This window comes from Paraburkholderia caledonica NBRC 102488, from assembly GCF_000685095.1.
Taxonomy (GTDB): Bacteria; Pseudomonadota; Gammaproteobacteria; order Burkholderiales; family Burkholderiaceae; genus Paraburkholderia; species Paraburkholderia caledonica.
The window spans coordinates 66,489-81,186 of sequence record NZ_BAYE01000007.1 but is presented as its reverse complement, the minus strand read 5'-3'; the positions used below and the strand labels follow the sequence as shown (position 1 = coordinate 81,186).

The window sequence follows — 14,698 nt, the reverse complement described above, 5'->3', positions numbered from 1 at the left end:
TTCTTTGACGAGCCACTGAAACGCAGGGCGAACCAACGTTTCGCCACCCACTAAAAGTGCACTTCCATTTGCAGTTCGCGCTGTCGCGATAGAGAAAAAAGGTAGACCCGCTGAGCATGGCGAACCAGGCTGGAAGTGAATCCAGCCATCAATGCGGGCGAAGCAGATCGACAAAAGAAAGTTCCCCAGCGAGGCCCGATGTGCATCGTAGACCTGTGGGATTTGCGCTTCTGTTCGTGCTTTACGTCTTATGGAACGGCACGGCGCTCGCGGCTACCAGCGCGCCCGGCCCCATGCCCTCGGCCATGGACGAACGCGTGCGCGCCTGCACCTCCTGTCATGGCGTGCAGGGTCAAGGCCTCAACAACGACTACTTCCCGCGCATCGCCGGCAAACCGGCCGAATATCTGTTCAATCAGCTAACCGCGTTTCGCGATGGCGGCCGCACCTATCCGCCGATGGGCTATCTGGTCGCGTTTCTTCCCGACGACTATCTACGCAAGATCAGCCAGTACTTCGCCGATTTGCAGCCACCCTATCCGAACGCCGATCAATCGAACGTCGCGCCCGCCGTGCTCGCCGCGGGTCAGCGACTCGTCATGCAGGGCGACCCGGCGCGCAAGATTCCCGCGTGCATCGCGTGTCACGGAGCGCGCATGACGGGCCAGCAACCTGGCATTCCCGGCCTGCTCGGTTTGCATGCGAGCTATATAGCCGGGCAGATGGGAACCTGGCGCTCCGGCACACGTCACGCGCTCGCGCCGGATTGCATGCGGTCGATCGCCGTGAAGCTGACCGACAAGGACATCACCGCCGTCTCGACGTGGCTTGCGCGGCAACCGCGTCCAGCCGACCCGCGGCCCGTGCCGGAGTCCGCGGAGCGCTTGCCTCTCGCATGCGGGAGCCAACCGCAATGAAAACGACACTTCGTTCGCTGCGCGTGCTCTCACGTAAGTTGCACCGCTCGCTCCTGCCACTGGTTGCCGCCGCAGCGCTCGTGACCGGCAGCGCGCCACTGCCCTCGCTTGTCGCCGAAGCTCGCGCCGCCGACAGCACCACACAAGCCAAGGCCAATACGTCCGTCGACAACCGCACGGACATCGTCAAGCGCGGCGAATACCTTGCGCGCGCGGGCGACTGCGTGGCCTGCCACACCGCACCGCGCGGCAAGCTGTTCGCCGGCGGCCTCGCGATGGAAACGCCGTTCGGCACGCTCTATTCGCCGAACATCACGCCGGACGCTCAATACGGCATCGGCACATGGAGCGAGGACGCGTTCTTCCGGATGATGCGCACCGGCATCACGCCCGAGGGCAAGCTGCTCTATCCCGCCATGCCGATTGCGCAGTACACGAAGGTCACGCGTGAGGACTCCAACGCGATCTTCGCTTTCCTGAAATCGGTCGAGCCGGTGCGCACGCCGAATCGCAAGCACACGCTGCGCTTCCCGTTCAATCAGCGCAAATTGTTGTATGGCTGGCGCACGCTGTATTTCCGCGAAGGCGAATTCAAGCCCGATCCGACCCGCTCCGTCGAATGGAATCGCGGTGCGTATCTCGTCGAAGGGCTCGGGCACTGCACGATGTGCCACACGAAGATCAACATGCTCGGCGGTTCGTCGCAAAGCGAGCAGTTCGCCGGCGGTCTGATTCCGGTGCAGAACTGGTACGCGCCGTCGCTGACCTCCGACAAGGACGGCGGACTCGGCGACTGGAGCATCAAGGACATCGTCGACCTGTTGCAAGCGGGCATTTCCGATCGCGGCGCAGTGTACGGCCCAATGGCCGAAGTCACTTATCACAGCCTTCAATACATGACCGACGAAGACGTCAAGGCAATGGCGGTGTACCTGAAGACGTTGCCGGACAATCGCGGCCGCAAGTCCGGGCCGACAGCGCCGACCGGCACCAACGTGTTCGCGCTCGGTGAAAAGATCTACGCCGACAAGTGCGCGCTGTGTCATGGCGCAAAAGGCGAAGGACAGTTGCAGCACTATCCGCCGCTCGCGGGCAATCAGTCGATCGAAATGAACTCCGCGGTCAATCCCATCCGCATCGTGCTGAACGGCGGCTTCCCGCCTGGCACGATGCGTAATCCGGAGCCCTACGGCATGCCGCCTTTTGCGCAGGAACTGAACGACACCGACGCGGCCGCCGTCATTACCTATATACGCACGGCGTGGGGCAATCATGGGACGCCGGTCACCGCCCGCGATGTCAACGAACTGCGCAACGCGCCGCTGCACTAGCCGCCGCACCGGCAATAGGAGAAGCCCTAGATGGAAGCGAACGATACGCGCGCCGCGCTCCCTCCCACCGACGAAGAAGTTGAACGCGTGGTCGTCGCGGGTCCGCATGGTGCGATCGCCGTCGCAGGCGTGGCCACGCTGATCGTCATGGCGATCTGGTTCGGCTTCTACTTCCTCGTGTTTCTGCCGCGCGGCGTCGTGCACTGATCATGTCTACTCATTCCCCCGACTCCCAACACCAACCGGGCAGTGGCCACACCGTCGCGCTACGCGCCGAGCGCCGCTGGGCGATCTTCGTCGGCGCGCTGATCGTGCTGATGCTGGCCGTGATCGTGTACTCGGGGCTCCATTGGGCGATGATGCCGCCATCGCGCGTGGAAACGATCGACCCGTCCCGTCTGCAACTGTCGGGCGAATTCGTCGAGGACAATCTGGGCAGCGCAGTCGAACCCGACGGCTCCGTGGTCGTGCGTTTCATCGCGCAGCAGTACTCGTTCACGCCACAGTGTCTGCTCGTGCCCGCCGACACGCCTGTCACGATCCGAACCACCAGCGCGGACGTCGTGCACGGTCTGCTCGTCACCAACACCAATATCAACACGATGGTCGTGCCAGGCTACGTGGCCACGTTGAGCACGCGCTTCGACGCGCCCGCCGATCACACCATGCCCTGTCACGAGTTCTGCGGCTTCGGCCATCAGGCCATGTGGGCGCATGTGAAAGTGGTCGACAAAGCCGCCTTCTTCGAGCAGGCCCGACAATCACGGAGGCTGAGCTGTGTTTCACGCTAAGCGACTCGTTCTCGCGCATTTCTGGCTCGCATTCATCGCGTTTATCGTCGCGCTGTTTCTCGGCGCCTGGCAGATGCTCGTGCGCAGTCCACTCGCGCCGTGGATCGGCGACCCCGAGCTGTACTACCGCTCAGTCACCGCTCACGGTTCAGTAATGGCCTACGTGCTGCCGACTCTGGTGTCGATGGGCTTCGGCTATGCAATCGTCGAGTTGGCACTCGCGCAGCGCCTCGCGGGCCTGAAGTGGGCATGGGCCGCGTTCATCATGCTGGCGGTCGGCGCGGTGATGGCGATGGTGCCCGTCGCCCTCGGCAAGGCCTCGGTGCTCTACACGTTCTATCCGCCGATGATCGGCAGTCCCTTCTATTATCTCGGCGTGGTGCTAGTGGTAGTCGGCTCGTGGATCTGGGTCGCGTTGATGCACGTGAACCTCGCCGTATGGCGGCGCGCGAACCCCGGAAAGCCGGTGCCGCTCGCGATGTTCGCCAATGTCGCCGGCGCATATCTCTGGGCATGGACGGCCGTCGGCGCGGCGCTCGAAATCCTGCTTCAGATTCTGCCGGTTGCTTTCGGCCTCACGAATACGATCGACGCCGGCCTGTCACGCGTCCTGTTCTCGTGGACGCTGCATGCCATCGTCTACTTCTGGCTGATTCCCGCCTATATCGCGTACTACACGATCGTGCCGCGAGCCATCGGCGGGCGGCTCTATAGCGATTCGATGGCGCGCGTGTCGTTCATCCTGTTCCTCGTTTTCGCCATGCCGATCGGCATCCACCATCTGTTTGCCGATCCGCAGATCGGCTCGGGTTTCAAGTTCCTGCACGCGGTATTCACGGGGATGGTGTCCGTGCCCACGTTGCTGACGGTGTTCACCATTTGCGCGTCGGTGGAAATTGCCGGCAGGCTGCGCGGCGGCAAGGGTGCGTTCGGCTGGCTCACCGCATTGCCCTGGCAGAACCCGATGATGCTCGTCGTCGCGTTTTCGTTCGTGATGCTGGGGCTCGGCGGCGCCGGCGGTCTGATCAACATGAGCTATCAGTTGAATACCACCGTGCACAACACGCAGTGGGTGACCGGACACTTCCATCTGATCTTCGGCGGCGCAATCGTCATCATGTATTTTGCGATTGCTTATGAACTGTGGCCGCAACTCACCGGCCGCGCAATCGTGTCGATGAAGCTGGTGCGCACGCAACTGTGGCTGTGGTTCATCGGCATGCTGGTGGTCACGCTGCCGTGGCATTACGTCGGCCTGCTCGGCGCACCGCGCCGCATGGCTTACTACGACTACAAGATGCCGGGCCTCGAATCGCAGGCGTTCTGGGTCGGCATGTCGGCGGTCGGCGGAGTGGTTCTCGCCATATCGGGCGCGCTCTTCATCTACGTTCTGGCGAAGTCGCAGTTCGGGCCGGCGGTTCCGCAGCAAGGCTTCCGTTTCGCGAGCGCGGTGCATCCGGTCGAACGCGTGCCCGCCGCGCTCAATAGCTTCGGCTTGTGGGTCGCGTTGATGATCGGCCTGACCGTCGTCAACTACAGCGTGCCCATCGTCCAATTGCTCAAGCTGCCGCAGACGTCCGTGCCCGCGGTGGCGGTTGGAGCACAGCGATGAATCAGGAACGCGTCTTCAGCTTGCGTAATCCGTGGTTCACGGTAAGCGTGGCCGGCACGCTCGCGCTGGCCATCGTGTCAATGCTGATAGGTTTCATCTGGCTGCCTTCGGCGAATAGCGCATTCGCGAACCGCAGCTTATGGGCGACGATCTGCAGCGCTGCGGGCGCGCCGTCGAGCTGGTACAGCGGTACCAACATCGCAGGCCGGGCACCGAGCGACGTGGTCGTCTTGCCGCCGCTGCGTCGCGTGCGGGCCGACGCCGATTCGATCGGGCGCGGCGCGACCCTCGCCACGCAGAAATGCTCGATGTGCCACGGCGTGCTCGGTACGGTGCAGGTCACGGCGCCCGCGCTGGCCGGTCAATATGCGGACGCCGTCTACAAGGAGTTGCGCGATTATCAACAGGGCGTGCGGCAAAACGCGGTAATGCAGCCGATCGTCGCCGCTCGCAGCGACCAGGACCTGCACGATCTCGCGGCTTACTACGCGTCGCTGCCACGTGGTCCCGCTGCGGAAGTCGCGCCCACCGGCAGCACGCCCGATGCCAACGCCGTGCGGCTCGCGATGCAGGGCGATCCGCAGCGCAACATCGCGCCATGTGCGGCATGTCACGGGCAGCTCGATCGCAAGGGTTCGGCGCCGTGGCTTGGCGGCCAATCGTCGATTTACCTTGTGGCGCAGATGCGGGCGTTCGCTTCGGGCGCACGCCGCAACGACATCAACGAGCAGATGCGCAATGTCACCCGGCAGATGACATCGGCGGAGATCGACAGTGTCGCGACGTACTACGCGGGCATGCAGTAGAGCGAACGATTTAAGCGCGGTGCGGGCCGGGGCGCGGCGCCCCCCCGCGGTGAGATGCAGCGTACTACCGCCTCACCGCACGCGCCACGAACCTAACGCAACGCCGCCCGCGACTGTATCAAGCGACCACCAGTTCGTCCGCGCTGTTCGCTGCACGTTTGGTTGCGGCGCTCTGACCGTTGCGCGAGCCGGCCAGACCCCGCGACGACGAACCGCCTTCCGTCTGGAACACTGCCACGGCCGATGTGAGCCTTCTCGCCTGCTCCTCCAGCGAGCTTGCCGCCGCCGCGGCTTGTTCGACCAGCGCGGCGTTCTGCTGCGTCACTTCGTCCATTTGCGCGACGGCCAGATTGACCTGGTCGATGCCGGTGCTCTGCTCGGTCGCCGCCGCGGCGATCTCGCCCATGATCGAGCTGACCCGCGAAATGGCCTGGACGATCTCGGTCATCGTCGAGCCCGATCGCTCGACCAGGTGTGAGCCGTTCTCGACGCGCGTAGTCGACGCTTCGATCAACGCCTTGATTTCCTTCGCGGCCGCGGCGCTTCGCTGGGCCAGCGAACGCACTTCGCTCGCGACGACCGCAAAGCCGCGGCCCTGCTCGCCGGCGCGCGCCGCCTCGACCGCAGCGTTCAACGCGAGGATGTTCGTCTGAAATGCGATCCCTTCGATCACGCCGACAATATCCGCGATGCGCCGCGAGTCGTCGACGATCTCGTGCATCGTGCCTACCACCTGCTCGGTCAATTCGCCGCCCTGAGCGGCAAGCGTCGACGCGCCTTGCGCGAGCGAACTCGCCTGCTTCGCGTTGTCCGCAGTCTGTTTCACCGTCGACGTGAGCTGCTCGATGCTCGCCGCCGTTTCTTCCAGCGACGCCGCCTGTTCTTCGGTACGTTGCGACAGATCCGTATTGCCCGCGGCGATTTCGCTTACGCCGCTGTCGATCGATTCGGTGCCCTGACGCACGGAATTCACCGTCGCGATCAGCGACTCCTGCATCTTGCGCAGCGCGGCGGCGAGGCGTCCCATTTCGTTGCTGCTCGTGACGACGATCTGTCCAGTCAGGTCGCCATTGGCGATCCGCTGGAACTGGGCGATGGTGGCATCGACCGGACTCACGATTGCGCGCACCAGCACCGCGCGACCGAGCAGCGAACCAAGCAGTGAGATGCCGATGCCGATCGCCACCGTCACGCAGATCGCGTAAAAGAGGGCCTGTGCGCTCTGATAGCGCTGTTCGGCGTGGTCGAGCTGCAACTGTTCGAGCGCGAGCATCGCCTTTTCGAACGAACTGTACAGAGACGGCAGCTTTTTCGCCTGCAATTGCTGGAACGCGGTCCGGTCGCCCGCCTTGAGTGCGGCCAGCGCCGGCTCGACACCCTCGCGAAGGAACGTGTCGCGCTTGTCCTGCATATCCTTGATGAGGCGCTGCTCCTCGGCCTCGGCGCTCGCGCGGCTCACATAGTGGGCGAGCCGCTCGTTCGATGCTTTCTGGTACTGATCGAAACGCTTGAGCACAGCATTTGCGCCGTCCTGGTCGTTGAGATCGACGAGCGACGCATAAGTGGCCAGGGCGAGGCGCAGACGCAACAGCTGGCCGGCGCTGCCTTCGAGATCGGCGACGGCGGGCGTGTCCACGGTGTACATCTGTTGCAGGGACGCGTTGCTCGAGCGCAGCGACAGCAGCCCGGCCGCGGCGCCCAGCAGCAGCGCGGCGGCAAAGAACGCGATCATCAGGGTAAGGCAACTGCGAATCGACAGATTTTTCAGCATCGGGCTAGTCTCCATTTGGGCCGCCTGACCGAATGTTCAGTGAAATTTGCGTCGGCCATGCATGCTGCGCCCAGCCCATTTGGCATGGTCCGCAACCGTTTTTGTCAAAAATTAAGCGAATGCCACAGATAGGGACTACGGCTGAATCGCTAAAAACTTTATGGTGGATGGCGTACGCTTTTGCGTCACATCAAATTACAAGCGGCGCGAAAGCCGTCCGAACGCCGGCGATAGCGGGACTGCCGAGTTTCAGGCGTCCTACCTAAGCCGGTTGGCAGTCGATGCAAATGTCATAGGAGCATTTCTATGTCCGAAATAGGCTCGGCTCTGGTGGTTTTCATTCTCCTGCTCGCGACCACCGGCATCGGCGTGTGGGTGCGCCCGCTCCTGCCCGAGGAGCACAAGGCACACGAGACCGTGCAACTCGTGCAACTGGTGATCGGCATGCTGGTGACGTTTGCCGCACTGGTGCTCGGCTTGATGACCGCGTCGGCGAAATCCAGCTTCGACACGGCGTCAAATGACTTGCGCACCTATGCCGCCGACATCATCGAACTGGACACGACGTTGAGGGACTACGGCAACGACACCGAACCGGCGCGCAATCTCTTGCGCGTCTACACGGCCGCGGCAATTGCATCGACGTGGCCAAACGAACCGGCTCCTACGGGCGACTATCCCACCCACCTCGGCTCCCCGGACAACTCGCAGAGGCTGGAAAACGTGCGGCTCGGCGAATTGCTGACGTCGGTAGGCCGGCAATTGCGGCAGTTGCGCGCGCATGATCCGCTGCAACAGCACTCGCTCGACGACGGCCTGACTCAATTTCGCCGCGTGGTGGACGCGCGCTGGAAGATCATCGAGGAAGCACACAGCTCCATCTCGCAGCCCTTCCTCAAGACGCTGACGTTCTGGCTTTGCGTGATATTTCTGAGTTTCGGGCTCATCGCGCCTCGCAATGCGCTGGCGCTCGTGACAATTTCGCTGGGGGCTGTGTCGATTGCGTCGGCGATCTATGTAATCGTCGATCTTGATACGCCGCTCACCGGGCCGATCATGATCTCCAGCTTGCCGATGCGAGACGCGCTGGAGCATTTGAGGCGATAACGACTGCTGAAAAGAAAAAACCCCGCTGAGGAAGCGGGGTTTTTTGCTGGTCTTGCGCTACGAGCGGATCAGAACGGAATATCGTCATCCATCTCATCAAAGCCGCCGCCGGCCGGTGCGCTCGGACGGCTGGAGCCACCACTGCCTGCGCCGCCACCGCCACCGCTGCCACCGCGCGAACCGCCACCCGACATAGCGCGTCCGCCGCCACCGCCACCGCCACCGCTGCGCTCCGACGGCTCGCCACGGCTGTAGCCGCCTTCGTCGCCGCCGCCCATGGAGCCGCCACGACCGCCCAACATTTGCATCTGCTCGGCAACGATTTCCGTCGAGTAACGGTCGGTGCCGTCCTGTGCCTGCCACTTACGGGTGCGAATGCGCCCTTCGAGGTAAACCGACGAGCCCTTCTTCAGGTATTCGGAGACGATCTCGGCGAGGCGGCCGAAGAACGACACGCGGTGCCATTCGGTCGCTTCCTTCATTTCACCGGACGCCTTGTCCTTGTACCGATCCGTCGTTGCAAGGCGGATATTCGCCACTGCGTCGCCGCTCGGAAGATAACGGACTTCCGGATCGGCTCCGAGATTGCCGACGAGAATGACCTTGTTCACGGATGCCATGAGTTTCTCCTGTTGATTCCATTTCGGGCGGCCCGGCAACACAGTTCGCCTCTCACGCCTGGCCGGCCCGAGATCAGAAGTGCGCCTCTGCCCGCCGCCGGGTGAGTTCTGGGTGATGCCGGGACACGCCCGAGTCGCCGCCTATGTGCTGCTAGTGTTCCGCGCGTGTCACGATGACGCTTTACGCGGCGGCTGTTTCATCTTTGCGGCGATTATAAGCCAGCAAAAGACGAGCCCCGAGCAAGTGAAGAAGACAGCGCTCTGACCATCCGCTTTGAGCAACCAGCCGCCGATCATGCCACCCAGCGCAAGACCGATGGATTGCGTGGTGTTGTACACGCCGGCTGCCGCGCCCTTGCGGTTGCCCGGCGCCAGTTTCGACACCAGCGAAGGCTGCGACGCCTCGAGAATGTTGAAGCCCAGAAAGTACACAAAAAGGATGGCCGCCACACTCAGAATCGTATGCGGAGCCACGCCCAATAACAACTGTCCGAACAGGATAAGAGCGATGGCGGAGAGCAGTACGATCTTCATCTTGCCGCGCTTTTCAGCGGCGATGATAGCGGGCACCATCATCACGAACGACAAGCCCATGACCGGCAAATACACCTTCCAGTGCGACGCGACCGGCAGGCCGCCGGCTTCGAGAATGCGCGGCACGACGAGGAACAACGCCGTCTGCGTGGCGTGCAGCACGAGCACGCCGAAGTTCAAACGCAGCAGTTCGACGTTGTGCAGCACTTCGGCGAACGGCGCCCGCACATGCACGGGCTTCGGCGCATCGGGCACCACCCACAGCACCACGCCGACAGCGAGAATAGAGAAGACGCCCACCAGCGTGAAAAGGCCGCTCATGCCGACCCAATGGAAAACGATCGGCGCGCCGACAATCGCCACCGCAAAGGAAATGCCGATGCTGCCGCCGACCATGGCCATCGCCTTCGTGCGATGCTCCTCGGCGGTCAGATCGGCGATGAATGCGATCACCGCGGACGACACCGCGCCCATGCCTTGAATCACGCGGCCGACGATAATCCACGTCATGTCGTGCGCCCCCGCCGCGACAAAGCTGCCGAGCGCGAAGATCAGCAGGCCCGTAGCAATGACCGGTTTGCGGCCGATCTTGTCGGAGACCCAGCCGTAGAAAATGTAGAGCATGGACTGCGTCACGCCGTAAGCGCCCAGCGCGATGCCGACGAGCAGAACGTTTTCGCCGCCGGGAATGGTCTTCGCGTAGATCGAGAACACCGGCATGATCATGAAGAGCCCGAGCATGCGCAGCGCGAAGATGGCGGCAAGCGACACGGTCGCGCGCAGTTCAGGCGCGCTCATGCGTGAAGAAGTGGCAGACGGATTGGACATCGGAAGCGTTCTTTGAATGAGCTGGGTGACGCACCGGGGCGCCACGACCGGACGGCTTTCCATGGGACGACCTGCAGACGGTGCGGCACCGCCGCTTAAGCCAACCGGGCAGCCTGCAGCGTTCCCGCTCCGCGCTGACCGCGCCCCTGACCCTTCGGCTCTAATGCCTTTGCGGCCACGGCGCGCTTCGCGGCGCCTTGTACTTGCCGGAAACGGCCCCAGTTAGACCTTTTCCCGCTAGCGCTGAACCGCGTTCTTACAGCTTGCCTGAGGCGCTGTTCGGGCCTGTTCGGGCCGTCAGGCAGCCGTAACGGCGGCCTTGAAAAGTCGTTATAGTAGCAGGTTTAGCCTCTTCCTCTTTCCGCAGTTCATGGAATAAATCCGTGGAACAAATCCGTATTCGTGGGGCTCGCACCCACAACCTGAAGAACGTCAATCTCGACCTACCACGTCACAAGCTCGTCGTAATTACCGGTCTTTCCGGCTCGGGAAAATCGTCGCTCGCGTTCGACACGCTGTATGCGGAAGGACAGCGGCGCTACGTCGAAAGCCTGTCCGCTTACGCACGCCAATTCCTGCAGTTGATGGAAAAACCCGACGTCGATCTGATCGAAGGCCTGTCGCCGGCGATCTCGATCGAGCAGAAGGCCACGTCGCACAATCCGCGCTCCACTGTGGGCACCGTCACCGAAATTCACGACTACCTGCGGCTATTGTTCGCACGGGTCGGCACGCCTTACTGTCCGGATCACGAAATCCCGCTCGAAGCGCAAAGCGTGTCGCAAATGGTCGACGCGGCGCTCGCGCTGCCGGAAGAAACCAGGCTGATGATCCTCGCGCCGGTCGTCGCCGACCGCAAGGGCGAGCACGTCGAGTTGTTTGAGGAGATGCAGGCGCAGGGTTTCATCCGGTTCCGCGTGCGCTCGGGCGGCGGCACGGCCAATGAAGGTGCGGCGAAGATCTATGAAGTCGACTCCCTGCCCAAGCTGAAGAAGAACGACAAGCACACTATCGACGTCGTGGTCGACCGCCTCAAGGTGAGGCCCGACATGAAGCAGCGCCTTGCGGAATCGTTCGAAACCGCACTGCGTCTCGCCGACGGCCGCGCGATCGCGCTCGAAATGGACACCGATAAGCAGCACCTGTTCAGTTCGAAGTTCGCGTGTCCGATCTGCTCGTATTCGCTGCAGGAACTGGAGCCGCGGCTCTTCTCGTTCAACAATCCGATGGGCGCGTGTCCGGAATGCGACGGCCTCGGCCAGATCACCTTCTTCGATCCGAAGCGGGTGGTCGCGCATCCGTCGCTGTCGCTCGCGGCAGGCGCGGTGAAGGGATGGGACCGGCGCAACCAGTTCTACTTCCAGATGCTGCAAAGCCTCGCGGCGTTTTACGACTTCGACATCGACACAGCCGTCGAAGACCTGCCTGAAAAGGTCCGCAAGATCCTGCTGTTCGGGTCCGGCAAGCAGGAAATTCCGTTCTCGTACATCAACGAGCGCGGCCGCACGTCGGTCCGCGAGCATGTGTTCGAAGGCATCATCCCGAATCTGGAGCGGCGGTATCGCGAGACGGATTCAGCCGCAGTGCGCGAAGAGCTTGCGAAGTATCAGAACAATCAGCCGTGCCCCGCGTGCGCGGGTACGCGGTTGCGCCGGGAAGCGCGCTTTGTGCGGATCGGCACGGACGGCGACGCGCGCGGCATCTATGAAATCAGCGGCTGGCCGTTGCGCGACGCGCTCGGTTATTTCCAGACGCTGCGGCTCGAAGGCTCGAAGCGCGAGATTGCCGACAAGGTCGTGAAAGAGATCGTCGCACGGCTCATGTTCCTGAACAACGTCGGGCTCGATTACCTGTCGCTGGAACGCAGTGCCGAAACGCTGTCGGGCGGCGAGGCGCAACGCATTCGCCTCGCGTCGCAGATCGGCTCGGGTCTGACCGGCGTGATGTACGTGCTCGACGAGCCGTCCATCGGCCTGCACCAGCGCGACAACGACCGCCTCATCGCCACGCTCAAGCATCTGCGCGACCTGGGCAACTCGGTGATCGTCGTCGAACACGACGAAGACATGATCCGCATGGCCGACTACGTGGTCGACATGGGCCCGGGCGCCGGCGAGCACGGCGGCATGGTGATCGCCGAGGGCACGCCCAAACAGGTGCAGGGCAACCCCGCATCCATGACGGGGCAGTACATGTCGGGCGCGCGCACCATCGAGTATCCGGACGAGCGCAAGGACCCGGACGAGCGGCATTTGCGCATCGTCGAGGCGCACGGCAACAACCTGCGGCACGTCACACTGGACCTGCCGGTCGGTCTGCTCACGTGCGTGACCGGCGTTTCGGGCTCGGGCAAGTCGACGCTCATCAACGACACGCTGTATCACGCGGTCTCGCATCATCTGTACGGCTCGTCCACGGAGCCGGCGCCGTATGAATCGATCGAGGGTCTCGAGCACTTCGACAAGGTCATCAACGTCGACCAGTCGCCGATCGGCCGCACGCCGCGCTCGAATCCGGCCACTTATACGGGTCTTTTCACGCCGATCCGCGAACTGTTCGCGGGCGTTCCCGCAGCCAAGGAACGCGGCTACGACCCGGGCCGCTTCTCGTTCAACGTGAAGGGCGGGCGCTGCGAGTCCTGCCAGGGCGACGGCGTGCTGAAGGTCGAGATGCACTTCTTGCCGGACGTCTACGTGCCGTGCGACGTCTGCCACGGCAAGCGCTACAACCGCGAAACTCTGGACGTGCAGTACAAAGGCAAGAACATCAGCGAGGTGCTCGACATGACGGTCGAGCATGCGTATGAGTTCTTCAAGCCGGTGCCGGTCGTCGCGCGCAAGCTGAAAACCTTGCTCGACGTCGGTCTCGGCTATATCCGGCTCGGCCAGTCCGCCACCACTTTGTCGGGCGGCGAGGCGCAGCGGGTCAAACTATCTTTGGAACTGAGCAAGCGCGATACGGGTCGCACGCTATACATTCTCGACGAACCCACGACCGGGTTGCACTTTCATGACATTGCGCTGCTGCTCGAAGTTATTCATCGGTTACGCGACCAGGGCAATACCGTCGTGATCATCGAGCATAATCTCGATGTAATCAAAACTGCCGACTGGGTCATCGACATGGGTCCGGAAGGCGGCGCGGGCGGTGGCCAGATCATCGCGCAGGGCACGCCCGAGCAGATCGCGAAGTCCAAAGCAAGTTTTACCGGTAGATATCTGGCGCCCCTGCTCAAGCGCGCGGCCAGTAAAAAGTAACGCTGCACAACACGGGTTGGAGACGGATAAGCCATGGCCAAGCGGAATCAGGCGCGCGAAGACGGGCAAGTTGAGGACCTACGTCCACGCCCGGTCAGGCTGACCAGCAACATGAGCCTGCCGAAGCTCTCGGCAGTCGAGATCGGCAGTTACGTGCTGATGCTGTTCGGCATGTGGGCGGTGATCGAACTCCGGCTGCTCGGCGCCCTGCTCGCCGGGCTGCTGGTGTTTCAGCTGGTGCATACGATCGCGCCACGCATCGAACGTCATATGTCCAGCAAACGGGCGCGCTGGCTCGCAGTGGTGTTTCTGTCGGCCGTGATCGTGGGCGCGCTCACGGGCCTCACGCTCGGCATCATCGAGCACTTTGAGAACGATGTGCCCAGTGTGCAGAGGCTGCTCGACCAGGCCATGCAGTTGATCGATCAGGCGCGCGGGCGGATTCCGCAATTCATCGCGAGTTCGCTGCCGGTCGACACCGAGCAGATGAAAACCAAAGCCGCCGAGTTGATGCAGACCCACGCCAACATGCTGCAGCAAAGCGGCAAGAGCGCGGCGCGCGCGTTCACGCACATTCTGATCGGCATGATCATTGGCGCGATCATCGCGGTGAGTGCGCAACAGCACATGCACCGGCTGCCGCTGTCCACCGCGTTCGTCACGCGCGTGACCCGTTTTGCCGACGCCTTCCGCCGCATCGTGTTTGCGCAGGTGAAAATTTCTGCGATCAACGCGGTGTTCACCGGCATTTTCCTGCTGCTGTTTCTGCCGATCTTCCACGATCAGCTGCCGCTTTCGAAAACGCTGGTACTCGTCACGTTCATCGTCGGCTTGCTGCCGGTCATCGGCAATCTGATCTCGAACACGATCATCGTTGCGGTGGCGCTGTCGGTGAGTTTTCCGGCGGCGGTCATGTCGCTCGCGTTTCTGATTTTGATTCACAAGCTCGAGTACTTCCTGAACGCGCGGATCGTCGGCGGGCAGATCGAGGCGCGCGCCTGGGAACTGCTCGTGGCAATGCTCGTCATGGAAGCCGCGTTCGGTCTGCCCGGCGTGGTCGCAGCGCCGATTTTCTACGCGTATATCAAGCGCGAGTTGATCTATCTCCGGCTGGTTTGAATCTG

General features: G+C 62.7%; 12 protein-coding genes. 9 read left to right on the top strand and 3 right to left on the bottom strand.

What is annotated here, in order from left to right; translation table 11 throughout:
* The first annotated feature begins 200 nt into the window (after window positions 1–200).
* From BCA01S_RS34915 to BCA01S_RS16310, 6 genes are read left to right on the top strand one after another with little or no spacing between them, the layout of a single operon-like run.
* On the top strand, window positions 201–917 hold the full coding sequence (locus BCA01S_RS34915) for a c-type cytochrome (RefSeq protein WP_042318745.1): 717 nt from the start codon (window positions 201–203) through the stop codon (window positions 915–917).
* A complete protein-coding gene (locus BCA01S_RS16330) occupies window positions 914–2,248 on the top strand; it encodes a c-type cytochrome (protein ID WP_027778029.1) in 1,335 nt (444 codons plus the stop codon). Before BCA01S_RS34915 ends, BCA01S_RS16330 begins: the two co-directional genes overlap by 4 nt.
* Window positions 2,249–2,278: 30 nt before the next feature.
* A complete protein-coding gene (locus BCA01S_RS38510) occupies window positions 2,279–2,455 on the top strand; it encodes a hypothetical protein (protein ID WP_169740532.1) in 177 nt (58 codons plus the stop codon).
* 2 nt (window positions 2,456–2,457) lie between these two features.
* The gene (locus BCA01S_RS16320) at window positions 2,458–3,039 is read left to right on the top strand and encodes a cupredoxin domain-containing protein (RefSeq protein WP_027777819.1); all 582 of its coding nucleotides are present in this window, start codon (window positions 2,458–2,460) and stop codon (window positions 3,037–3,039) included.
* A complete protein-coding gene (locus BCA01S_RS16315) occupies window positions 3,026–4,651 on the top strand; it encodes a b(o/a)3-type cytochrome-c oxidase subunit 1 (RefSeq protein WP_027777818.1) in 1,626 nt (541 codons plus the stop codon). Before BCA01S_RS16320 ends, BCA01S_RS16315 begins: the two co-directional genes overlap by 14 nt.
* Window positions 4,648–5,457, top strand: a complete 810-nt coding sequence (locus tag BCA01S_RS16310) for a c-type cytochrome (RefSeq protein WP_027777817.1) — start codon at window positions 4,648–4,650, stop codon at window positions 5,455–5,457. The genes BCA01S_RS16315 and BCA01S_RS16310 overlap by 4 nt, the downstream gene beginning before the upstream one ends.
* Window positions 5,458–5,575: 118 nt before the next feature.
* On the opposite strand, the gene BCA01S_RS16305 is transcribed toward BCA01S_RS16310, so the two are convergent.
* Window positions 5,576–7,228, bottom strand: coding sequence for a methyl-accepting chemotaxis protein (locus BCA01S_RS16305; protein WP_027777816.1), 1,653 nt, complete (start codon window positions 7,226–7,228; stop codon window positions 5,576–5,578).
* A 306-nt stretch (window positions 7,229–7,534) separates the two neighbouring features.
* Here BCA01S_RS16305 and BCA01S_RS16300 point away from each other — a divergent pair, with 306 nt between their 5' ends.
* Window positions 7,535–8,335: a bestrophin-like domain gene (locus tag BCA01S_RS16300; RefSeq protein WP_027777815.1), complete on the top strand. Its 801-nt coding sequence runs from the start codon at window positions 7,535–7,537 to the stop codon at window positions 8,333–8,335.
* 68 nt (window positions 8,336–8,403) lie between these two features.
* Here BCA01S_RS16300 and BCA01S_RS16295 read toward each other — a convergent pair whose 3' ends face one another.
* Window positions 8,404–8,955, bottom strand: coding sequence for a single-stranded DNA-binding protein (locus BCA01S_RS16295; protein WP_027777814.1), 552 nt, complete (start codon window positions 8,953–8,955; stop codon window positions 8,404–8,406).
* Between the two features lie 168 nt (window positions 8,956–9,123).
* On the bottom strand, window positions 9,124–10,317 hold the full coding sequence (locus BCA01S_RS16290; protein ID WP_110406003.1) for an MFS transporter: 1,194 nt from the start codon (window positions 10,315–10,317) through the stop codon (window positions 9,124–9,126).
* A 383-nt stretch (window positions 10,318–10,700) separates the two neighbouring features.
* Between BCA01S_RS16290 and uvrA the strand changes: the two genes are divergently transcribed.
* The gene (uvrA, locus tag BCA01S_RS16285) at window positions 10,701–13,574 is read left to right on the top strand and encodes an excinuclease ABC subunit UvrA (RefSeq protein WP_020066952.1); all 2,874 of its coding nucleotides are present in this window, start codon (window positions 10,701–10,703) and stop codon (window positions 13,572–13,574) included.
* Between the two features lie 33 nt (window positions 13,575–13,607).
* The gene (locus BCA01S_RS16280; protein WP_020066953.1) at window positions 13,608–14,693 is read left to right on the top strand and encodes an AI-2E family transporter; all 1,086 of its coding nucleotides are present in this window, start codon (window positions 13,608–13,610) and stop codon (window positions 14,691–14,693) included.
* The last annotated feature ends 5 nt before the right edge of the window (window positions 14,694–14,698 follow it).

Excerpts from the sequence above, each read along its gene's own strand:
- BCA01S_RS38510 (WP_169740532.1), top strand. The coding sequence starts at position 2,279 with ATGGAAGCGAACGATACGCGCGCCGCGCTCCCTCCCACCGACGAAGAA.
- BCA01S_RS16290 (WP_110406003.1), bottom strand. The coding sequence starts at position 10,317 with ATGTCCAATCCGTCTGCCACTTCTTCACGCATGAGCGCGCCTGAACTG.
- BCA01S_RS16295 (WP_027777814.1), bottom strand. The coding sequence starts at position 8,955 with ATGGCATCCGTGAACAAGGTCATTCTCGTCGGCAATCTCGGAGCCGAT.
- BCA01S_RS16320 (WP_027777819.1), top strand. The coding sequence starts at position 2,458 with ATGTCTACTCATTCCCCCGACTCCCAACACCAACCGGGCAGTGGCCAC.
- BCA01S_RS16305 (WP_027777816.1), bottom strand. The coding sequence starts at position 7,228 with ATGCTGAAAAATCTGTCGATTCGCAGTTGCCTTACCCTGATGATCGCG.
- BCA01S_RS16310 (WP_027777817.1), top strand. The coding sequence starts at position 4,648 with ATGAATCAGGAACGCGTCTTCAGCTTGCGTAATCCGTGGTTCACGGTA.
- BCA01S_RS16300 (WP_027777815.1), top strand. The coding sequence starts at position 7,535 with ATGTCCGAAATAGGCTCGGCTCTGGTGGTTTTCATTCTCCTGCTCGCG.
- BCA01S_RS16330 (WP_027778029.1), top strand. The coding sequence starts at position 914 with ATGAAAACGACACTTCGTTCGCTGCGCGTGCTCTCACGTAAGTTGCAC.
- BCA01S_RS16280 (WP_020066953.1), top strand. The coding sequence starts at position 13,608 with ATGGCCAAGCGGAATCAGGCGCGCGAAGACGGGCAAGTTGAGGACCTA.